The following is a 23,914-nucleotide window of genomic DNA, read 5'->3' as shown; positions in this document are numbered from 1 at the left end:
GCGGGAATTCCTGAGCCAAATTGTTGACGCAGGCTGATACCCCTATGTAGCGTTGAGGGAGATTTTCGCACGGACGTCTTCCTTTGCCAGCACGAATGTGCTGGCAACCTCTTCGCATGGAACCTCGCAGTCCCTTGGTGGAGCGGAACAGATGGCGAATCACTTGCGCGCCCAGAGCACCCTATCGCAGAGTCATAAGTCTCAGGTCAAGCAACTTCGTCGGAAGATGTTCCTGGAAACCCTGGAACCGCGCGAGATGTTCGCTGCCGACGCGGTGCTCACGTGGAACGAGTATCTGCACGAAGTGGTCCGCACGGACAATGCCCAAATGGGACCGACGCGATCCTCCCGCGCTTATGCGATGGTGCATCTGGCCATCTACGATGCCGTGAATGCCATCGATCACGGGCACACCCCCTACCTGCTCACCGAGCAAGCGTCGTCGACCGCTTCGATCGATGCTGCCGTCGCCGCTGCTGCCAGCGCGGTAATCAAAGAACTGTATCCCGAAAAATCGGCTCTCGTGGATGGCTGGTATGCGGATGAACTTGATGCGATTACGGATGGTCCCGAAGAGGACGAAGGCGTGTACATCGGTGAAGCCGCAGCAGAAGCGATGTTGGGCCTGCGCGATGCAGACGGTTCGAACGCGGTGAAAGCCTACAAAGTGAACAAGGCGGTCGGCCACTGGCGGCCCGATCCAACCATCCTGGGCACGCCACAAATGGCCCTCGATCCCGCGTGGGGCAAAGTCACTCCGTTTATCATCAACACCACCAACGACTATCACATTCCCGCGCCGCCAAAGTTGACCTCGGCTGAATATGCTGCAGCCTATAACGAAGTGAAGGAATACGGCGCACTCAATAGCACCGTTCGCACTCCAGACCAAACTGAAATCGGCATCTTCTGGGCTTACGACCGCAAGAACTTTGGGCCGCCGCTGGTTCTCTACAACCAGAACATGGCTGACATCGCGGCGGTTCAAGGTAACGACGTTGTGGAGAATGCCCGCCTTTTTGCACTCGGCAATGTGGCCATGGCCGATGCCGGAGTGGTGATTTGGGACTACAAGTATCGCTACGAATTCTGGCGTCCGGTTTCGGCCATTCGCGAAGGTGCCAAGGACAATAATCCACTCACCACTGGCGATCCCACTTGGGTGCCGCTGGGCGCGCCGGGCGATCCGCTGAACAATATCCCCGATTTCACGCCTCCCTTCCCAGCCTATGGCTCGGGGCATGCGGGCTTTGGTGCGGCACTGTTCCAAGTGCTTGAGAACTTCTATGGCGACGATGCGCTCCCGTTCACGTTGCATTCGGACGAAGGGGGCGGTCTCAGCCGCAATTACACTTCCTACGATCAGGCTGCCTGGGAGAACGGCAAAAGCCGCATCTATCTTGGTGTGCACTGGGACTTCGACAATCAGCTTGCCCAGCAGCAGGGGCGTGGTATTGCCGACTTTGTTACCGAAAAACTGTTCCTCCCGATCGATGGCACCGAGACCGTGCTCTCAGTTCGCAAAAATGGCGGCGGTTTGCAAAGCATTGCCTTGGCCGACGATGCTAACGTGCTCATCAAGCGCGTTGGTGCTAACGTGCAAGTCATCGATCAATCGACCAGCACAGTGCTCTGTAATGTTCCCATGGCCAAGATGGAACACATTGTGCTCGATGTCCGCAATGGGCAGCAGAATATGCTGACCATCGACCTCAACGCCGGTCCTTTACCCACTCCGTTTACGATCGATGTCCTCGGCGGCACGGGAGATGGCGACTCGGTTGTGGTACTAGGCAGCGCTCGGGCTGAACTCCTCCGCTTGCATGGCGATGAACTATCGTTGGGTGCTCAATCCCCGACTATCTACCTGCCCGGTGTGGAAGTCGTCACGCTCGCTGGCAAGGCGGGCAATGATTCGTTCCATCTGCTGGGCAATCAGACGGGTCGAAGCATCAACCTGCAAGGTGACTCCGGCAACGATGTCTACAAGATTGGCACGCATGGCGCGGCCATCGTCATCACCGATTCAGCTGGCACCGACACGCTCGATTTTTCCTTCGCGACTGCAGCCGTCGAAGTTGACCTCGCCCTCAGTGCCGGGCAAGTTCAACCTGATGTTGGAGATAACACTCTGCAATTGACCGGACTCATCGACAATTTGGACGGCTCAGCCTTTGACGATAAGCTCTTTGGCAACACGTTGGGTAATCGCATTCGCGGCTTTGCCGGTAACGATATCCTGCGAGGCGAAGGGGGCAACGACGTGGTCGATGGTGGCGAGGGCGAAGACATCATCCTCGGCGGCGTCGGCAGCGACAAAATCTATGGCGGTCTTGGCCGCGATCTTCTCATCGGCGGTCTCGGCATCGATGCACTCGACGGCGGTGGTGGCGCGGGGAACGAAGACATCCTCATTGGCGGCACGACCGCCTTTGATCTCGACGAAGCAGCCCTGCTCGACATTATGGCTGAGTGGACCTCCGCGAACTCGAATATCGATCGCGTAAATAATCTCAAAGATGGCAGCGGAGTAGCCCCCAAGAACAACGGCGACACCTATCTCAACTTAACTACCGTCTTCAACGACAACGCCATCGACTCTCTCTTCTACTCCCCCGGCGACCTCATGTTTAAATTCAACCCCGACCTGCAGAAAAAGGGCTGAGTTTGAAGGCCGAAAGTAAGCAGGCAATAGCTACGACGAATTTCTCCAAACGGACCGCCCGCTGCGGCGGTTGAGCTGCTCGGCAAATTTCGAACAGAGTTGTGGTTAACTGTTTGGATGAACAGGGCTTCCCGATGTCTTGCGCGGCGTCGTCATCCAAGACGGCGTACCACTCGACCATGCCGCCGCCTAATTCAACCTCACCGTCCACAACAATTGACCATATGTCACTTCCAGCCCGGAAACTTTGTGCGTGGCAGGCGGTCATTCTGATTAGATCAGTCGGACGTCTGGTCCTGTGGCGGGGTTGTTGAAGTCGTTGGGGCCGGGGGCGGTGAGGGATTCGTCGGCCATGTCGGCGGCGTCCCAGCTGAAGAGGTCGCTGCCGTTGCCGCCCCAGGCGTCGTCGTCGGAGCCGTCGGGCGCGATGATGGGGAGCAGGGCAAGCACTTCGGGCGGTGGTGCAGCGGCGTTGGAGTTCCCCTGCCAGGCCGTCAGGAGTGCGAGCAGGGCTGCGTCGTTATCCATTGGGTCGCTGTAGGTGTTCGCCGCATAGGTCATCGTGTTGGGAGCCGAAGTCCAGGTGCTGTTCTCGGCACCGCCGGCCAATCCGCCGGTGATTAGTAGATCGTTGCCGTCGCCACCATTGAGCGTGTCTGCACCTGTGCCACCGATCAGCACGTCGTTGCCCGCGCTTCCCAACAGCCAATCGTTGCCGTCGCCGCCCGACAGCAGATCGTTGCCGGTGTTGCCTTGCAGCGTATCGTTGCCGCTGTAGCCATACACCCGGTCGTCTCCGGCCCCGGCATCGACGCTGTCGTTACCAGCCCCGGCATGGATGTAGTCGTTGCCCCCACCGGAGTTCACCACGTCGTGGCCACCGCCGGCATAGATCACGTCGGCTCCGTTGCCCGAACTGATCGTGTCGTTACCGTCGTTCGCCCCTTGGAAGTCTTGCGGGGTCGGGTCGCCCGGATTCGTCGGCGCGTTATCCCCCCAGATCACGTTCTGGCCTTCGCCACCTGTGATCTGATCGTTCCCGTCGCCACCCACCAGCCAGTCGTTGTTCGAGCCCCCCGCCAGCGAATCGTTGCCCGCTTCGCCATAGAACACGGCCGGGATCTTGGCCGTGGTCTGCGACATCGTGTCGACTCCGTTGCCGCCGTACAGCACGGCCTTGCCCGGCACGTTGTAGTTCATGATCGCGCCGCCGATGCGCACCCGCACCTGATGCGGAAGCGCGGCCGTGGCATTGGCCGAGATCTGCATCAGGTCGTTCCCCGTGGTCCCGCGGCCGAACACGTCGCCGATCTGCACGCCCGTCAGCTTGCCGTTGTCGACCAGATTGATGTCTTCGATGCTGACCCAACTGAAGGGGGCCGTGTTGGCACTGAGGACATTCCCCGACGAACCGGCTCCCACGATCATCGCCGTGTTGTTCGGCACCCCCGAGACGTCGAGGTTCAGCACATCGCCTACCGTATCGCCGACCTGATTCACCAGCGGTACCGGGTCGCCACCGTCGATGAAGATGGTGCTTCCCCCCGCGGTCGCGGCGATGGTCGGACGAATCATCCGCGTCGTGGCGGGCACGAGCAGGCCCACGTCCATCGCGCCGGTGTCGTCCAGATCGCTCAAATCGGGCGTTTGACCGAAGATATCGTTCCCCGCATCGCCATACAGGCTGATCGTCCCCACGCCACTGGTGACTGGCGACGTGACCAAACCTTCCGGATCGACCCCGCCGCGCTGGTTCGACGTGTAGAGCAGGAACTGATCGGCACCGCCAGAGCCACGCAGCGCTACGGTGTTCAAGTCGTGCGGGTCCGTCGTATTCTGGCGGAAGCGGGCGTCGATTGTATCGCCCCCTTGCGTTCCCGTGTAATCGAAGCTGTCGATGTTGCGGAACGTCACCCCGCTGGCGTTGACTCCCGTCACCACGTAGTCGGCGGTGTCTACGACTGCGGTAATCAGCACGTTCGGGTCGGCCGTCATGTCGCCACTATCGTTGAGGAACAACTGGTCGTTATTGTTCGCCACGTTGAGGCCTTCCCCGTCCACCTCCACCGGGCCGGCAATGTCGTCGAGGTCGTCGGTGAGCCTGAAGGTGTCGCTCCCCTGACCACCCAGCAGCGTGGCCACACCCGAGAGCGCGGGGAGACTGCGAACGATGATGTTGTCGGCACTAAGATCGGTGCTGAGTTGATTATCGGCATCGAGGAGCACGCTGGTGTCGAGCACAACCCCGTTGGCGGGGGTCGTATCGATCGCGACGAGGTCGATCGTGTCGGCTCCGCCACCACTGCGGACCACCAGCGAGTTGAAGCCGCTGAAGGTGGTCGGGGCATACGTGAGACTGCCGAGGTTGGCTGCGATCAGCGAAGTGCTCCCCGCATCACTGATGGTCAGGCTGGTGACGTCGCTATCGGGGGAACTGCTGGCGTCGCTGGTCAGCGAGCCACCCGCTCCGACGAATAAGATCGGCTCCACATTCTCGAACGAGAGCGCGAACCGTGGGGTGCCAAATGCGAGCGGCCCGGCACCAACGCCGATGTTACCACTGTGGGTAGAATCCAGATTATCGGAGGTCGAGACCACCGCGTGGCTGGCGACCAGGTACAACTCGGCAGCATCTGGGCCACCCGCACTGTTGTTGCCGCCATCGAAGTGGAAGGGGACCGCAGCCAGCGAAGTCAGGTTGGTGAACGTCGGGCTGACGTGGCCACCGGCCACCGCCGTCGCGCCGAGTACGCCTGCGAAGAGCGGCAGGCCGAGCATGGCATCTTCATTCACTCGCAGCGTGTCTCCCTGGTCGTTCGAACCCAGGATCTGCAGCGTGCGGATCGCCGCGTCGGCACCGCGGAAGACCTGCTCGCCATTCACCTCCACTTGCAAGTCGGTGGGGCCGATCCGCTGCACGTCGATCACATCGTCGGCGGCGCCGTTGATGCTGTTCTTGAGGCGATCGGCCAGCGGTTGCAGCGTGTCGTCCATCAGGATGATCAGGTTGTAGACCGAGGCGGCCGGCGTGGTGACCACCTTCTCGATGCTGCTGTAGTTCACCGGCAGTAGCATCGAGGGTGTGAAGCTCCAGCCACCGCCGTTGACCGCGCCGACCGTCAAGGTGGGAATCGTCATGCCGATCGTGCTGAAGTCGAGGTTCAATGTGTCGCCGACCGGCACCAGATGCGGCCGTTCGCCGCGCACCGCGAACGGAGTCGTGCTGAGCGGCCGGACATTGAACGTGTCGTTGCCATCGCTGAGTGGATTGGTCCCATCGTTACCGTTGAGGTTCGTCAGGCTCGCCGTGATCGCCGCGGCAAAGGTGGCGTCGCCGGTCGTGATGGTGTCGTTGCCGTCACCGGCGTTGATCGTGAAGGTTCCCGCGCCCGCGTTAATGACGGTCGTGCCATTCGTGGCACTGGTGAAGACGTCGTTGCCGGTCCCCAGATTCACCACAATGTTCCCTGCCAGCGCACTAACCGTGCCCGACACCGTCACCGTATCGGCCTCGTTGCCAGTGTTGACCGTGACATCGCCATTCGCGGCGGTGAGCGAACCGAACAAATTAACCGTCGCACCATTGAGAGGATCGACCCCACCTTGGTCAACGTTGAGCGTGAGGAACGTGCCAGCCGATACGCTGCCCCCAGCCTCCACCTCCAACGCGTCTCCCGCATTGAGCGTCACACTGCCACCCGTCGATTGCACCGTAACCCCGCTGTTCACGGTCAAGTTTTGAGTGAGGGCCAGCTGATCCACGGTGGAAAGCATCACATCCGCAGCTGCGCCGCTGGCGATTACGTCTTCGCTCACGTCCAGGTTGCCAATCGTGCTGATCGCAATGCCGGTTCCCGTGGCACTCACGCCTATCACCAGTGCGTCAATTCCACCGACCGTCAGGTCGCCCGAGTTGGCAATGAACACGCCACCGGTGCCGCCAACCGCCTCGAGATTTGAGCTAACTGTTTCCAGCGGATCGGCCAACGTACCGACACCTGTGGTACTGAGAAGGACCAAATCGTCAGCTGTGATATCCGGGTTCGTGGCATCGAGATCGGTAATCGCAGTGGCCGCTGTCAGGAACACATCACCGGCCACACCCGCCGCGATCGTTCCCACGCCAATCCCACCCGCAGTCGTCGTGAGAGTGATGTCGTTTGTGTCGGAGTCTGTATTCGACTGCACGTCCGTCGCCGTCATCGTCCCGCCGGATTGAATCGTGATCGAGCCGGCGGCCGTATCGATATCGAACAGGTCGATGCTGCTGACTTCCACGATCAGAATGTTGCCGGCTGCAGTAACGCTGGCATCGAGCGAAGCAACTTCCGTCTCAATCGCGTTAGTAGCTCCGATGCCGGTAGCAGCAATGATCGTGACGCGCGAGCCGGCAGCGTTCGCAGTAATTTCGGTATCGACGTCCGCACCGGCATCGACAACACCACCCGCAGTACTGGTGATGGTGACTGCCAAGAGCGTGGCATTGGTTGTCGTCAGATCGCCCAAAGTAATGTTGCCGGTCGCGGAAACGTGAATAGTTCCGGTACCCGAATCGATGGCCGTATCTGGATCCATCGTCACGGCACCTCCAACCGGTACGCCCGCGTCGCCGGTGATTGTGATGGCTCCGTTGTTGCTTGCCACGTCGCCGGTCGCATTGAACGACACGTCGTTGTCGGCTGTCAGGCTGATCGCACCACCCGCCGAGTTGACCGACGCATTCACGAGCAGATCGGCAGTGGCTCCATTGGCATCGAGCGTGACGCTGTTTGCTCCGCCGGCCGAGACCGCCTGGCTAATCGTGATATTGCCGCTCGTGTTGTTGATGACGCTGATGGTTCCGGCAGTCGTGCTCACGCCCGTCGTAGCGGTGAAGCAAGGCCCCGCGCCCACGGTGCCAATAATCACGCCACCGACGTTGACGACGCTGACGTTTCCGCTCGCAAATGCGGCGAGGTTATCGACATCATTGCTGTTGTCCAAGGTGACATTGCCACCACCTGCACGCACGCCCAGCGTCCCGGCCGTGATCGTCGCGGCCAAAGTCTCAACGACATTGCCGGTAGATGCCTGCAGGCGAACTGTGTTGCCACCAGCGGCAATGTTATCGCTGATCGTGATGTCGCCCGTCAGCACACACAATTCCAGATCGCCGCTTGAAGTACCCGTAACCCCGGGCGTGAAACAACCGTCGATCCCGACAGTTCCAATCGTAAAGCCGTCAGCGTCCTGGAAGGTGAAGCTGCCGGTGGTAGTGCCAGCCAGTGTATCGACATCGTTGGTGGCGGTGGGCAAGTTGATGCCTCCCGTGCCAGAGCGGAGGCCCAACGCACTGGCCGTAATTGTGCCGGCCGATTGGCTAATCCCACTGCCGACGGCGTCGGTCTGAAGCCGGAGCGTGCCGCTTCCCAGGTTCACGTTGTCGCTGAGCGTCAGATTGCCAGCGATTACGCAGATCGTCGCATCGTCGTTCGAAGTAGTAATGCCATTCCCGCCGGTGCCCAAGGTTAAACTATTGGCATCGCGATACTCGACCTCTCCACCGACATTCGCAATCAGGTTGCTGACGTTGTTGGTTGTCGGCGCATCGAGGTCGAACACGCCGGTGCCACCACCTGTGGTTAGCAACGACAAGGTGACCGAAGTGATCGTGCTGGTGGCGGTCTGAGTAGCGTTGCTCGTGGGACCAGCTTCGGCGTTCAGGTCGAGCGTCACCGTGCCCGCAACGGCCGAGACACCACCGCTGAGGTCCATCAAGCCATCGTTGTCAGTATCAGAGAAGCCTGAATCAAACGTGACGTTGCCAAGAGTAGCAGTGACCAGGCCGGTGCTCTGAATCACGATCCGGTCACCAGCTTCAAACAGCACGTTGCCCGTCGTCGCGGTGACGGTAACGCCGCTGTTCACTGTAATGTTGTCCGTATTTGTCGCGGCTGATTCCAACGCCTGGGCCGTGATGTTGGTGGCCGAGGTGTTCACAGCGAACGTAATCGGACTACTCGCGATTAGAAAGGCTGCGCCACCGGTGTTCGCCGAGGTCGCTACTCCGACGACCGCATTCACCACGAATCCGCCGGTGCCTACCAACTCCGTCAGGCGCACATCCCCCGCAGTCGAGTTGTTGAAGCCGACATTCGTCAGATTCATCTCAATCGCATCGGCGGAACCAATTCCGCCGGACGCCAAGAGTGCCGCATCGCCGCCCGATAGGTTCAGAACACCAGCGTTGTTATCGATGATGGCCCCCCCGCTTCCGGCTGTCGAAGTAGTGTTCACCGTGATCTGACCGGGGGCAGCGCCCACTTCCAGCAAACCCAACGCCGCGCCCCCGGTGCCACCAGCAGCTGTATTCACCCGCACCACAAGTGCCGTTGCGGTCGCATTGGTAGTGACGATGCTCGTGCCACTCGCCTGAGTGAATCCCTCTGACCCGGCACCATCCTGGTTGGCACTGATAGAAATGGTGGACGCACCAGCATTCACATTGGCATTGAGCGACACGGTGTTGCGTGCCGTCATGCTCACGCTGCTCACGGTGGTAATGGGCGCGGCTGCACTCTGCGAAATTTCATCCGCGATCGCCACATTCAATCCACTCGCCAGGTTCACCGCAGCAGTGGTGAACGAGACGTCACCACGCGTACCGTTCGCGTCAGCAGTAATCGTCAGGTCGTTGACTAGATTGCCTCCAGCACTGTTAAAGCCGGCGAGCGTGACATTACCGCCAACCGATGACGTACCAACATTAGAAGTATCGATTGCAAGATTTACATTCACATTCGTCGCTGAAACAGCTGAAGTGCCGAAGTTAACACCACCAACATCCGTCACACCGGTGGAGTTGCCGCTCTCGATGTCAATCGTAATTGTCGAAGCTGCCGCTACGCCGAGGATGATGTTGCCACCGCCGGTGACCGTAAACGAGGCAGGGTCACCAGTGCCATTGTTGTCGAGAGAGATGTTGCCGCCGAGAGTTACAGTTCCTGCAGCGCCAGCGCCGTCTCCGCTTGAAGTTATGGTTATGTCGTTGAAGAACTGGCCGCCGCCCGAATTGCTGATAGTTCCCAATACAACCGAGCCGCCATTCAAGCCACTGCCGCTCCCAGCACTGGTATTAATTGACAGGTCCCGAACTGACCCACTGCTTGAGATCACCGAAGTGCCAAAATCGACGGATCCGCCGGGACCATCCGTGCCACTCTGAGTATCGATGACGATAGCCGTAAAGCCTGAAGCACTAAAAATAATGTTGCCACCGCCGATAACGGCCAAGCTTGCCGGATCTGAAACGCCGTTATCATTCAGATTGATTGCCTGATGCTGGAATGTCGTAGTGCCTGCTGCCCCGCCGATGCCACCGGATGTGATAAATGTCACGTCATTCAAAAACTGCCCAGGGTAACCCGCAGTATCTAATCCTGCGTCGGCAATCGTCAGTGTGCCGCCGTTCTGCCCGGCTGCAGATGTTGACGAATCAACAGTAAAATCTGCGCCTGATACTTGCGCATAACCTGCGCCACCCAACGTAATAGGATTTCCAGGACCCGTTGCCGACTGCTTCGAGTCGATCCGAATAAGGCCACTAAGCATCGAAACGGTGCGACGACTGAGGCTAATGGCGCCGTCGACTAGCACGTCACCGTACAACCGCATTTCGCCACTTTGACTACTGGTGCCCGCCGTGTTCACCGTTAAACCACCAAGGAAGTTGTTCGCGCCCCCATTGTTGTCGATGGTTCCGACAATGATGTTCCCTCCCGGCCCTCCACCGGAATTGACATTGATGGTTAGGGTAGCGCCGGCAGCAGAGGCAAACACGTTACTGTTCGTACCAAAATCCACGGTGCCCGGGATGCCGTTAGCCCCGTTCTCGGTGTCGATCGTGAGGGAGTTGGCGATCGCCACGTCCGATCCCCTGTAAGTGAAAACAGCGGGGTCGCCTGATCCGTTACTACTTGCCAAGGTGACATTACCAGTCAACGTCAACACGCCAGCGATGCCGCCTGCCGTGCCTCCACTGGTGTTGATCGTCAGGTCATTGATGAATGAACCCCCGCCAGCGCTGCCGAATACCGGCAACGAAACTGCGCCACCGTTAAAGGCAACTGCTCCGATTACGTTGGTACTGATGATCAAATCGCGACCGGCGGCATTGCCTGAAACCGGCCCAGTCAGGCTCACGCTGCCCGCGTTGTTGTTGCCGCCAAGTTCCGTGGCGATCGTCACGGTTCCATCGAGGATGAAGCCAGTCGTGGCCGCGATCGAAACCGCAGCGCCGTCCGTACTGATGTTAGAAGTAGTGCGAACGGTGTCGCCGCCCAAAGTAATCGTGCCCGTAGCACCTTCGTTGGCCGTGCTAATGGCAGCGTTGATGTCGACCGTGTTTGCGGTCAAAGAGAGCGCGCCAGTCGAAGCGCCGGCACCATCACCCAGGTTGAGGGCAGCGTCGATAACGATGGTGTCATTCTGCAAGCCGCCATCGATCGCGAGCGAACCGGTATAGGTGGAGAAACTCGCCAGAACCGTGATTGAATCGTCACCTTGCCGTCCATTAATGGCAAGGCTGATAACACCAGCGGTGCTCACGGTCGTTAACTCATGTTCACCGTTGGTGCTAGTGAGGACGAAGTCGCTGCCGGAAATGCCGAGTGTTGAAATATCGTCAACCAATTCATCGGTATCAGGCAGATTGAACACCAGGCTGGTGATTGTCGAGCCAGTCATGTCCACCGGTTCGAGGCCCGCATAGCTGATGACCTGGCCGCCGCCAAGATCGACGTTGCCGGAGTTGCCGTCAGTGAAATTGAAGATCGCGGTCGCGAAAGTGCCACCGTTGATGACCAATTTGTCGCCTGGTGCCACGACCGGATCGCCACCGTCGAATGAGATGGGCGTCGTGAAATTGCCACCGAAGGCGTAGTCCACAGTCAGCGTGTCGGCTTCAGCGAGGCCGTTGATAAATAGATTCGTCGGACTTGGAGCTGCGTAAACGACCGTGCCCCCCAGTAGCACTGCGATGTTGGTGCCGTTCTTTCGAATTGTAAAGGCATCAATACCTGTGGTGCCATTGATGCCGGGTGTTGCGCCCGCTTCCGTCAGCGTGACGTCGCCGCCGACATAGCTGATGGTGTAGTTCACACCGTCTTCGTGAAAGGTATCCCCTTCTTCCAACACGCGGCCATTGTGAGTGAAGCGACCAGTAATCGAGGTCGCGTCGAGAATGGTGAGAGTGCTGCCCGTAGTTGGGGCTGCTGTTGTATTGAGCACCAGCGGCGCGTTGGCCAGTGTTGCAACGCCATTGACGACCAGTTGATCGTAGTCCGTCCCGGCTATCCCCGAGCCATTGATATCGACCACGAAGACGGCGTCGCTATCAAAGGTAATGGTGCTTCCCAGCGTCAATTTGCCCACACCATTGGCACCGGGGGCAAGCGTCGAGATACCTGTCTCCGCCGCATCAACGCTGCCGTTGACTATGCCGTTGCCACCGAGCGTCGCACCACCGGCCACAGTTACAGCACTCGCTGCATCCGTGCTGCCGCTAACCAGCAACGTGCCTGCGGAGACGGTGGTCGTGCCGGTGTAGTCGTTGTTGCCACTGAGGATCAGCGCGCCAGGGCCGTCCTTGGTGACACCGCCGGTGCCACTAATCGTGCTGAAAATGGCACCCGTTGTTGAAGCAGTCGCGGAGGATACTGTCAGGCCGGCAGCGCCGGTGGTAATCGCACCCGTATTGATATCCAGCGAGTTAGCGCCCGAGTGATCGATGGAAATCGGGCCGTTGGTGGCGGAAAGGCCGCCTGTGATAGTGAAATTGGTGCCGGTCAAGTCGATCCCCGCCGCGCCGCTTGCCGCAACCAGGCCGGAGAGCATGGTCGTGCCAGTTCCAGCCGCCTGAATCACGCTTTGGGCCGCGATCGACGAGTTGGCAGTTACGTCGTGGGCACTGATGATATTCAGATTGGGCCCGACGACCATTGACTCAGCAGTTCCGGCGCCAGTGGGGAGAGCGACGGAGGTGTGTTGGAAGATGAACTTGTCAACTGCCGCGCCATCCTCGCGTGGCACGATCCGCAAGGTGTAAATGCCCGGCGTCGTGATGTTCCAGGTCATCGGGGTAGCCGTGCTCGGCGCGGTGGCCTCAAATGCACCGCTCCCTTGCCAAATGTTTCCACTATTAAAGTTTTGATCGGCGCTGGCGGTAGGTGTGGCGTACCAATCGGCCACGCCTCCCGCGCCGTTCATGAACTCGACCAGATCAACGTAAATTGAGTCTGCATTGCCGGTGGGCGTGTCGGTTTCGGATCGCAAAAACAGGCGATAAACGCCCGGGGTCGTAATGTTCATCCGGTATAAGAGCCCGGGGTTGGTGCGCTGCAATCCAGAAGCGCTGGCTCCACCGACGCTGGTCGAATCGGGCAATGCCTGCATGAATTGGCCTCCCGTCGGGTTGGCGATGCTTACCGCGCCGTCTCCTGGCAGCACCTCGGTGGGGGCGATCTTCCACACCCCTCCGCTGCTGAGGATCGAGCGGTTGGTATAGCGTTCGGCTTCACCCGAGATCACTCCGCCGGCTTCGACGAAGGTGGTGCCGCTGACGGTGCCCAGAAAATCGATGTCGCCCAATGTGCCGGCATTCAGGTTCAGCGAGTTGCTGGCAGAGTCTGTGGCAAAGAGAGGTCCGTTGAAAACGATACTGCCGTCGCCAGCTGGGCCGTCGGTGTCGATGGTCAACGAGGCATCTTGATAAATGCGCCCGTTCAACTGCACGTTGCCAGCAGCCGTGGCAACGCTGCCGTCGGTGCTGATGTTCGCGGCAAGGACAATATCTTCCGCGGTGATCGTGAGGTTGCCCGCCGCAGTGGCCGAGCCCAGGCCGAGCACTGACAGCAGGCGGACGATATCAGTTCCGACATCGCCATTAATGACCAGCGACGCGGCGAACTCACCTGCACCCGTGCCAGAGTCAAAATCGACAGCGATGCTGATCGTGTCGTTGCCGTTACCGGCGTTGATCGTGAGGCTCACGCCAGGATTGGCGAAGGTGGTCACCTCAAAGGTGCTGTTGGCGCTGCGCAGGCGCGACATGCCGTTGCTAGCTGTACCGTCGTCTTCGAGCACAGCCTGATCGTGGGTGACCGGCAAGTTAAAGATCATATTGTCGGCCGTGCCGCTGAATGCGAGCGGCTCCAGGCCGGTATAGGTAATCATCGTGCCGTCGAGATTGATACTGCCGTTGTTGGCGTTGATGTAGTTAAACGTGGCAGTGGCAAACGCGCCGCCGACGATGGCCAGCGCATCGCCGGGATTGGGGCTAGCCTGATTTTGTCCATTGAAGGTAATCGGCAAGGCGAACTCGCCACCGGGGCCGGTGTAGTCGATGGTCAGCGTGTCGTCGCCATCGCCGCCGTTGATGGTCAGGCTGGTCAAGTTGGCCAGCGGCGCGGTCATGATCGTTACCGCGCCATTCGTCACGACAACGTTGCCGGAAGCATCAAGGGATATCTCAAAACCATCGCTGCCAGCGGTCCCCTCGATCGTGGGCGTGGCGTCGAAAGCGAGAACAGCGCTCGAATAGACAATCGTCAGTGGCTGGCCGTTGAAGAACAGCAGGGAACCGTCCGGCAGGCCGGCAAACTGGCCTGTAACCGTGCCTTGGACGATGGTGAACCAATCGCCGGGAACCGGCAGATATGCGCCGCTCAAGTTTAGCGTGGCATCTCCCGCGCCTAGGGCGACCGTACCCGTATTGTTCAGGCGGTCGTACAGGGCCGCAGAATTGCCGGTAATTTCGACGTTGTAGTTCGAGCCGCTGGTGAACGTGACGCCAGCTACATTCAGCGTGCCGGGGCTGGTGCCGGGAGCAAGTATGCCCCCCGTAGCAACGCTGATCGGGCCGTTCACGGTGCCGGTGCCACCCAACGTAGTCCCGCTAGTGACCATCACCGCGCTAGCGGCTGCGAGAGAGCCATCCACCAGCAGCGTGCCGCCGTTGACGGCGGTCGCGCCGGAGTAGGTGTTGGCATTGGTCAGCGTAACGGTGCCAGGGCCGGACTTGGTCAGCGGTGCACCGCTACCGCTAATTACGCCAGCCAACGTGCTGGACGTGCCGGTGTTCGTAATGGTCAGGCCGGTTCCGGTGGAGACCGTCGCCGCAGCCAGCGAATTCACATTGACCGTGGTCACGTTGACAGCGCCCGACACCGTGATTGCGCCGTTGATGTTCACTGTGTCCGTGCCGGCACCAGTGTTGATTGTCAAATCTGTCACGCCGACGGCCGTGCCGTCGAATTCGCTAATGGCTACGGTGTCGTTTCCGCCCGAGCTATTAACGGTAATCGTATTGATCGTGGTAACACTCAGGTCGAACATCACCGTCTTGTTGTCGGCCGAGAGCGTGCCGCCAGCGGGTGGGCTACGAAACCCGTGATTCGTGTCGGAAACGCTGAGGATGTTGCCGCTGCGGCTGACCGAAAACTGGTTGTCCAGTCCGGTGGAATTTATGTCGCTGATCGTAAGATTTGCGCCATCCAATTGGACCGACGTGTTGTTCACCACATCGGCATAGCTTGTGCCGACGCGGAGTTCATCGAACAAGAACGTGTCACCAATTTCCAGCCGCGCCTTGCGGAATGCAAGGAAAGCGGCCGAGCCGAGGCCACCGTTAGTGGTCGTTACCGCCGACGGGGTTACCGGTTCGCTCGTGGTCGTCGGATTGACGAACAAGCTCACCCGATTGTACGTCGTCGACGTGCTGACTTTTTCTGCCTTGAGGACAAGCAGATAGGTCGTATTCGTGGTGGAGGAAATGTTTGAGGCGCCGGAGGTGCTCGTGCCGGAACGAGCGGTAAACAAGTTGTTCTCATCAATCGCACTCACGCGTGGGTTAGGCAATGCCCCCGAATCGAAGCCAACTTGAAGAAAGTCATCAGTTCCGTCCGCATTGACGGTGTTGTTATAGAGAAAGCTCAAATACACGGTTCCCGACTCTGCGGGAATCGCTCGTGAAATGAATTGCGTTACGCTTGTCTCTGTCGCTACATACTGCATCGCCTGTGTGCCGCCCTGGATGCTCAGGCCGCCTCCAGCGTAAGAGAGTCCGCCACTGACAACAGTCACGCCGGTTCGACTCGCATCAGCCACATTCCAGGCCTCTGTCCACCCAGTACCGCCGTTAAGCCCCACGCCGGCGCTGCTCTCCAGCTGTGCTCCGGCGGTGTAATCCTCAAAGCCATCGGAGGCAATGAGCGCCAACAACCGCCGGTCTTCGAGCGCCTCAAGAAACACTCGACGCTGGTGGCGTTGTTTGGTTTTCAACCGTTGTTGCTTGCCAAGAAAACGAGACCACAGCGACCGAAGGTTGCGGTTGGGCATTGGAGAGGTCGTGCTATTGAGAGAGGTGTCAGTCGCCGTGAGTGAGCCGTTACTCTCAGGCTCGGCGGGTGTGGGAGTCTCGTAGGACCGCGCCGAATGCGCAGAGTATGCCTACAAATCCGACTGTAAAGAGGGGGCCATGAAATGCCAGTGGCTAAAGAGCTTTTAATTTCAGTTTGCGGCAATTCGGCTTGCAACAGGGGCGTTCGAGCACCTCTTTTGGGCTAGTCTATTGTGTCGATTTGTCGCGATTAGATGCTCTGGGGCCGAGCTCCAAACTCAAACTTCTCTTGGTAACTAGGTATCCTGCTGGTCTGACCTGCGGCCACTATCAAGACCAGAATTGCACCGATTTTGGTCACCAACCGATGCTGTTGGCTTGAGTCGCGCCGCCGTATCGCTGTGCGATGTCATCCTGAGCCACTACCAGCACAAGGCTTGTGGAGCTGATCGCGCGTTTTCCTGGGAAAGTTCTCATTTTTCACGCGTTAAGACGACAGCCTAGCGCATCAAGTCTGCAACTGACCACAGATGCTTCAGTTCTGCGCCGCCATCCCGCCAGAATGTCGATGCCATGACCGCAAATTCGTTTATCTTTCGGCCTGGGCAATTCCTGGTTGCACTGGCCATAGGGCTGAGCGCCAGCCAGGCGGTTATCTCCGCTCAGGAGAGCAAAGCAAACCGGCAAGCGGTTGCGTTTTTCGAAAAGAAGATCCGCCCTGTGCTGGTCCAGCACTGTTACGAGTGCCATTCGGCGACGGCCAAAAAGGTTCAAGGAGGCTTGTTGCTCGATTCCCGGGAAGGTTTGTTGCGAGGTGGCGAATCGGGCCCTTCTATTGTTCCCGGCAAGCCGCAGCAGAGCCTGCTTATTCAGGCATTGAAGTTCGAGAGTTTTGAAATGCCGCCGAAGCGGCAACTGCCAGATGGGGTGATCAACGACTTTGTGAAATGGGTGCAGCAGGGAGCGGTCGATCCGCGCGTTGCAACCACCGTCGTCCAGGCGGCTGATTCCCAGCCACCAGCACCGCCGGGGATCAATGTCGAAGAGGGGAAGAAATTCTGGGCATTCCAGTCCATTACCAAACCCGAACCACCCAAGGTTAAAGAGTCGAACTGGTCGCGCACGGAAATCGACCGCTTTGTTCTAGCCAGCCTCGAGGAGCACAAACTTACTCCGGCGGCCGATGCTGATCCTCGCACTTTGATTCGCCGGCTCTATTACGACCTAACGGGACTGCCACCCACGCCCGAGGAAACCGTGACGTTTGCGCAATCCTATGCCGCCGATCGGCAGGCAAGCGTTGAGGCTCTGGTTGATTCCCTGCTCGCTTCGCGACAGTTCGGAGAACGCTGGGGACGTCATTGGCTGGACGTTGCTCGCTATGGTGAATCGAACGGCAACGTTCGCAATTCGACCTTTCCCTATGCGTGGCGTTATCGTGACTACGTAATCGCGGCCTTCAATGCCGACAAGCCCTACGACCGCTTTCTCACCGAGCAAATCGCTGGTGACCTGCTTCAGACCGACTCGCAGGAAGAACGAAACGCCAACCTTACAGCCACCGGGTTCTTAGCCCTCGGTTCTAAGCCAAACGCACAAGGGAATCCGAATTTCCAAATGGACGTTGTCGCTGATCAAATCGAAACGGTCACGACCGCGGCCATGGCTCTGACGGTTGCTTGTGCGCGTTGCCACGATCATAAGTACGATCCTATTCCAACCCGCGACTATTATGCGCTCGCCGGCATCTTCACCAGCAGCGAGACTCTCTATGGGGCTGGCGGCAACAATATGGGGGGCGCGCCGCCGACCGATTTGCATGTGCTGGCAACTAAGGACTCGCCTGCTCCGTTGCCGGTTGTTCAACCTGAGGAAGCAGGAACGAAAGGAAAGAAAAAAGGAAACGCGAAGGGAAAGGCCGCACCCAAGTATCCAGCTGGAACGCCGCTAGCGATGGGGGTCCGCGACCGCACGACACCTGCTGATTGCAAAATCAATCTCAGAGGTGAGTTGCGTCAACTGGGTGCTGCTGTACCGCGTGGTTTCATACAAGTCTGCACGATTGGCGAACCACCTGCACTCGATGCGGAGCAAAGTGGCCGACTGCAATTGGCTCAGTGGATCACGGCACCGCAGCATCCGCTTACTGCCCGAGTTGCCGTGAATCGCATCTGGCACCACCTGTTTGGCCAAGGCATTGTCCGCACACCGGACAACTTCGGCTTGCATGGCGAACCACCGACTCATCCAGAGCTACTCGACTACCTTGCCACGAAGTTCGTCGCCGATGGTTGGTCGTTTAAGAAGTTCATTCGCTCGGTCGTTCTCAGTCGCGTTTATCAAATGAGCAGCGAGTTCGACGCGAGTTCATTTACCGCCGATCCAGACAACCTGTACCTGTGGCGGCATCAACGCCGGCGCTTAGACGCGGAATCGTTCCGCGATTCCGCGCTGGCAGTCAGTGGCCAATTGGACCGTTCACCCGGCGAAGGCTCGGTGCTGGCTCGACTCGGCGAAGCGCTCATTCAGGACAAACTCACGCCGGACAAGATTCATCAGCCTTCCAATCGTCGCAGTATTTACCTCTGCATACTCCGCAACGGGGAGCCCGAAGAGCTGACTGTCTTCGATCTGGCTGATCCCAGCCTCGTGGTCGGAGCACGCAATGTTACGACAGTGCCGGCACAAGGACTGTTTTTAATGAACAGCCCGTTCATGGTTCAGCAGGCGGAACGATTTGCCGAGCGAGTTTTGGCGTGGCAGAATCCACAAGGAAATGCAAACGACGCCAATCGTATAGGACTGGCCTATCAACTGGCGCTGCAACGGGAACCCACTTCGGCTGAATTGAAACGTGCGGAGGCGTTTCTGCGGTCAGCCCAGGTGGAATTGTATGCCACGACGCCTGATCAGCGCCGACGCGCCTGGTCCGCGCTGGGGCAATCGTTGTACTCCACGAATGAATTCCGACACATCGACTGATTCGCGACACTCTCCCAAAGTAATCACCTTCACGTTCAAAACATTCCTTCCCATTCGGAATCTTGCCATGCTCTCGCGCCGCTCGCTGTTACAGTCCGCTTCGTGTGGGTTTGGCTATCTCGCTCTTTCGGGGCTGTGTGCTCAAAACGCCCGTGGCGAAGCCAAGACGGCTGGCAACAAACTGAACAATCCGCTCGTACCGAAGCAACCACACTTTCCCGCGAAGGCCAAGCGAGTGATCTTCATGTGCATGCGCGGCGCGCCGGCCCATGTGGACACGTTCGACTACAAACCACAAACGGGCGACAAAGAACATCCCGGCTCGGTCTTCAAGTTTCAGCAGGCTGGTGAAAGCGGACTCTGGATTTCTGAACTGTTTCCCGAGTTGAGCAAACAGGCAGACAAACTCTGTCTGCTTAACGGGATGTATGCCAACGTTCCGAACCATCCGCAAGCCTTCCTGCAAATGCACACCGGCGAGTTTCGTTTTCCTCGCCCCAGCGTCGGCTCCTGGGTGCTGTATGGACTGGGGAGTGAGAACGAAAATCTGCCTGGATTCATCACCATTAATCCAGAAACTCGTGTGGGTGGCGCTCAAAACTACGCCAGCGCCTTTCTGCCGCCAATCTATCAGGGCTCGGCAATTGGCTATGTAGGCGCCGATATTTCCAAAGCGACGATCAACAATGTGACCGGCACACACCTCCCCGCAAGTGTGAAGCGCAACCAGTTAGAGCTGGTGCAGGAGATGAATCGCGAGCATGTCGCGCAGCGGTCCGATGCCAACCTGGAAGCCGTGATTGAATCGTTGGAACTGGGCTTCCGGATGCAGTCGGCAGTGCCCGACCTAATGGACCTTCGCGGCGAGTCGCAGGCCACGCTCGATGCCTACAACGTCGGTAACTCGCGAGCAGTTGGCCGCTCGCTCAACGATGACTTTGGGCGACAATGCCTGTTGGCTCGGCGCTTTGCCGAAGCGGGTGTCCGGTTTATCGAAATTTGCCATTCGAATTGGGATCAGCATGGCAACCATCGCAAAGAACTGGCTGCCAACTGCGAAGCCATCGATCGTCCAATTTCCGCCCTGCTCGCAGATTTGGAACAGCGTGGCATGCTGGACGAAACCCTCATCGTCTGGGGCGGTGAGTTCGGTCGCACCGCGCTGCTGTCGAAGGACAACGGCAGTAACCACAACTCTTCCGGCTTCACATTCTGGCTGGCAGGAGGTGGCGTGAAGGGGGGCCTCGCTTACGGTAAGACGAACGAAACCGGACGCACTGCTGTCGAAAACAAGGTTAGCTTCCACGACCTGCACGCGACCCTCTTGCACCAACTGGGATTGGACTACGAACAACTCACCTATCGCTTTGCTGGTCGCGATTTCCGCATCAACGGTACGGAACCGACCCGTGTCGTGAAGGAGATCCTGGCTTGATCCCGCCATCGTGCTGCGCATAGAGCCACATTCGACACTTCCGCACGTGCTTCAAGAACCACGCTTACCGCTTCCGTGTGCCGGCTATAGACAGCTCGAGCTAATAGTATGCCCTGGTAGAAGGTGTCCGTCGCATTCATGTCGGGCTGCTGAGCAAGAGGTTTGCGCATAGCGCCAGTGTGCCCTCGTTCCGCGTCCAGATTACATACGGGGAATAATTGGTCGCACCCTTGAAAACTATCAGCGAACACCCTGTGGTGCTTTCAAGTCGAATTCGCTTAGCTGCTTTCCCTGCCAGTCATACGGCCACCGAACCGTGGAAGTAATAAAGTCTGCATGCAACCGAATCAGACGCAGGTCTTTGCCGTCGTTCGTATCGAGTCGCGAACCTCCGCCATAGAACAAATAACCGACATCGCTCGCGAACATTAGAGAATGCTGCAGGAAGCCGTCGTCACCATCTGGGGCAAAGCCGATCAGCCGGAAGTTATCCCAGGTGCGGCCGCCGTCGCGACTGACGAGCGAAGCAAGCTGGCGGCGATCTTTCGCCTTCTTGCCCGAGTACCAGGAATGAACGACGGCCGCCAAAGTCTTGCCATCGGGCAGCACGACGAGTTTGGGAGGATTGTCGCCGCCGCCGAGCGGCAGCAACGCATCGGTCTTTTCCCAGGTCACGCCGTTATCGCTCGAGAAGCTCAACCGGTAGAAGGGCCACTCGTGGCGGCTGATGAACACAATCCGCCCGTCGCCGACGTGGGCGAGCCCCGCTTCGCCGAGTCGTTTGCCGGCGACACTTCCGAGCTCGCGCCACGTGCCGCCGTGATCGTCGGAGCCGTAGATCTTCGCGACGCCGGAAAAATCAGAAAGCGCTTCGAGTAGCCGCCCCTTGTCACCAACGATGAGCGTGTGATTGTTCGCCGACAAGGGCCCCACATCGACCGGTTCGCTCCAAGTCTTCCCTTCATCAGCCGACGCGATGAATTGCCGTTTTCGATCGACGATCTTTCCCTTATCGTCGCACGTCCAACGACTGAAAGTCATTCCCAACCGGCCATCCTGCGTCCGCACGAGGGCCGATTTGCCGAACACCGTTTGGGCGTCGCCGCCGAGCAGCAGCCTGCCATCTGACCAGGCGGCGCGTCCATTGCGCGAGGTACGTAGCCAGATAGATGCATTCGCGTGATTCTTACGTTTCTCAGCGGTTCCGGTTTGATAGGCCAGGAGCAGTTCGCCTGAGTTCAATAAGACCGACGACGGTCCGGAAGGATATGTCTTCCCTGACGGGATGAGCACTTCGGCAGCCAGGTGCGCAGTCATCGGCAGCGTGGACGATGCTCCGGAAACGGCCGACTCTTCGCCTCCACTCTTGTTGAACGCCGCAACCCGATGCTCGTAGTTAGTCGATGGGTTCATGCCGCCGTCGTCAAAGTGAGTGACGTCGGGTCCGGTGATTCCCGCCAGGTACCACTCACCCCCGGCCTCGCGTCGCCAGATGCGATAGCCCGCTTCGCCCGTCGCGATGTCATCCCATTCGACACGCAAGTGCGCCGGCGAAGCCGCGCTATGTCGCACGTTTCTCGGACCTTCCAGGCGGCCGTTGTTGGATGATTGCGGTGGCACCGCCAAAGCGGACGACATCAGCGAAGTAATGCCGACCGCAAGACCAAGAATCTGAGTTTTCATAAGTGCTACCGCGGATCGCGCGGCGTACTGAAGTTTGCGCGGTACTGGGCTAAAAATGCTAAGGCCAATTCTAGATGCTACCAAGTACATTTGTGCATTGCTTCGGTCGTATTTAAGGATGGCACTTAGTTCATCCGGAATTGCTTCGCTCGAAACGAGATAGGCCAAAGAGGGTCTCGCTTACGTTGAGAGGTTTGTCAATCAAGCTCTTTTCGGCAAGGAGGCCACCTGAGCTGCTTGGCAGATTTCGGAAAGTGTCGTGGTTAAGGGGAGAGGTTCGGTTGGAGGTTGAGTTGGGCCTCGAAAACGGTGGCACTGAGGTAATCAAGGGACGAGAGACTGCGCTCCGTGTTGTAGTAGGCGAAGTAACTGGCAATCACGCAGATGCAGCCCTGCTATCGGCTGCACATGAAGAGGCTCCAAACTGTTGTCACCCTGAGTGGCAAGGGTTTCTATCTCGGCCCGTACGGGTCGAAGCCCAGCGCAGCAGAGTATAAGGGCGTCGCTAGACGCTATAGCTCCCCAGGAAAATAGCTTCCCAGGAAAGCTTGCCTAAGTTTCGGTCCGGCTCACGGCAACGGGGGCCACGCTGTTTGCCGTGCGTTCAAGGCATTGGGCATCAATTCGACAAGTGCGACGGCTCAGAGTTCTATAGGTTGAAACGAAGCTTTGCCAAAGTAATATTGCGCACGAGCGCAAGTGAGCGGTTTTCTGCTCGCGGAGAAATTGAAACACAACGCCAATCGTGACTAGCGCGATCGCTGTGGACCAGGTGGGGTTGCCACGCTCGCCCCCTGCCATCAATCCCGCCGCTAGTTTTGGAGCAGTCTCCAGGGACGACGGCTCTCCGTTCACAATTGCCGTATTTGCCAACAGGCTGCCGTCTCCCTCTTGCGTGTCAGTTGCCGCGTCGTTTTCGATAGCGCCCAGGTCGTCCGTCAATGAAGTTGGCACAAACAGCGCGTCTGCTTGTTCGGCCTCCGGCACCTCTGAAGGCAATGACACTTCCTCGCCCGTCAACACCTCGAACGCTTGATATCGTCCGGAGCTGTTGTCCATTTGCACCGAGATTTCAAGAAGTGAATCCATCGACAAGACCGCTGCCGGTCGCGCGGGTTCCATTTCGGCCACCAACTCGTCGACGGCGATTTCGATTGAACCCCCATCGGAATGCCTGGAAAAGTAATTCAGTTTATCCAGCTCGTCGCTTTCGAACCGCGAGTCTCTTTTGTCCGTTTCATTCACTTGATCTTCGAGCGAAGCGGAAGAAACAGCATCCCGATTTACGGATAGGTACTTCAGAGAGGCTAGCATCTCGATGACTTCTCGCGACTCACGTTCCGACATCACGTCGGGCACAACTTCATCTGCAGGTGTGTTCTCAAACCCGTTGCCAAGGTCGACCATTCCCCCGTCGCCAGATTGATCGTTGGACGGGTTGTCCTCTGGCGGAGGCGGAATTGGCTCTTGCCAGTCCGGTAGATCGGGTAGCGGAATCTTTTCACTGTCGTTGGGTTGCTCCAACAGGGGCGGCAATTCAAATTCCGGCAGTTGACTATCGAGCCCTCGCCCCCGATCGCTCAGCAATGTCTCGGCCGGCTCGATGGCTTCTTCTGCCGATAAGTAATTGCCGTCCATCGGCGCGAATGAGAGCATGCAGCGCGCTTCGAGACACTCCAGTCGTGGGCGGAAAAAATGCCTTCTGGCGGCAACTAAATTTGCTGGAACTAGTCCCGGCAACTTGTATCGAATCAATTCAAACATGGCGATTATC

6 protein-coding genes are annotated in these 23,914 nt (G+C 58.5%); 3 read left to right on the top strand and 3 right to left on the bottom strand.

The annotated features are described in order from the left end of the window. Positions 1–151 precede the first annotated feature (151 nt). A complete protein-coding gene (locus tag ETAA8_RS10495; protein WP_145087974.1) occupies positions 152–2,665 on the top strand; it encodes a hypothetical protein in 2,514 nt (837 codons plus the stop codon). A gap of 273 nt (positions 2,666–2,938) precedes the next feature. On the opposite strand, the gene ETAA8_RS10490 is transcribed toward ETAA8_RS10495, so the two are convergent. Next, on the bottom strand, positions 2,939–15,982 hold the full coding sequence (locus ETAA8_RS10490) for an autotransporter-associated beta strand repeat-containing protein (RefSeq protein WP_202921738.1): 13,044 nt from the start codon (positions 15,980–15,982) through the stop codon (positions 2,939–2,941). Between the two features lie 631 nt (positions 15,983–16,613). Here ETAA8_RS10490 and ETAA8_RS10485 point away from each other — a divergent pair. Beyond that, positions 16,614–19,022 carry a PSD1 and planctomycete cytochrome C domain-containing protein gene (locus tag ETAA8_RS10485; RefSeq protein ID WP_145087972.1) on the top strand — a complete coding sequence of 803 codons (2,409 nt, stop codon included), beginning with the start codon at positions 16,614–16,616 and terminating at the stop codon, positions 19,020–19,022. Between the two features lie 67 nt (positions 19,023–19,089). Further along, positions 19,090–20,457: a DUF1501 domain-containing protein gene (locus ETAA8_RS10480; RefSeq protein ID WP_145087971.1), complete on the top strand. Its 1,368-nt coding sequence runs from the start codon at positions 19,090–19,092 to the stop codon at positions 20,455–20,457. A gap of 240 nt (positions 20,458–20,697) precedes the next feature. On the opposite strand, the gene ETAA8_RS10475 is transcribed toward ETAA8_RS10480, so the two are convergent. Together ETAA8_RS10475 and ETAA8_RS10470 are read right to left on the bottom strand one after the other, a co-directional pair. Then, a complete protein-coding gene (locus tag ETAA8_RS10475) occupies positions 20,698–22,140 on the bottom strand; it encodes a sialidase family protein (RefSeq protein WP_202921737.1) in 1,443 nt (480 codons plus the stop codon). Between the two features lie 552 nt (positions 22,141–22,692). Continuing rightward, a complete protein-coding gene (locus ETAA8_RS10470; protein WP_145087969.1) occupies positions 22,693–23,796 on the bottom strand; it encodes a hypothetical protein in 1,104 nt (367 codons plus the stop codon). Between the last annotated feature and the right edge of the window lie 118 nt (positions 23,797–23,914).

The sequence above is a fragment of the Anatilimnocola aggregata genome (assembly GCF_007747655.1).
Taxonomy (GTDB): domain Bacteria; phylum Planctomycetota; class Planctomycetia; order Pirellulales; family Pirellulaceae; genus Anatilimnocola; species Anatilimnocola aggregata.
Note: the sequence above shows the minus strand (reverse complement) of the source record. Positions and strands in the feature narration are given on the sequence as shown.

Excerpts from the sequence above, each read along its gene's own strand:
- ETAA8_RS10480 (WP_145087971.1), top strand. The coding sequence starts at position 19,090 with ATGCTCTCGCGCCGCTCGCTGTTACAGTCCGCTTCGTGTGGGTTTGGC.
- ETAA8_RS10475 (WP_202921737.1), bottom strand. The coding sequence starts at position 22,140 with ATGAAAACTCAGATTCTTGGTCTTGCGGTCGGCATTACTTCGCTGATG.
- ETAA8_RS10470 (WP_145087969.1), bottom strand. The coding sequence starts at position 23,796 with ATGCTCTCATTCGCGCCGATGGACGGCAATTACTTATCGGCAGAAGAA.
- ETAA8_RS10495 (WP_145087974.1), top strand. The coding sequence starts at position 152 with ATGGCGAATCACTTGCGCGCCCAGAGCACCCTATCGCAGAGTCATAAG.
- ETAA8_RS10485 (WP_145087972.1), top strand. The coding sequence starts at position 16,614 with ATGACCGCAAATTCGTTTATCTTTCGGCCTGGGCAATTCCTGGTTGCA.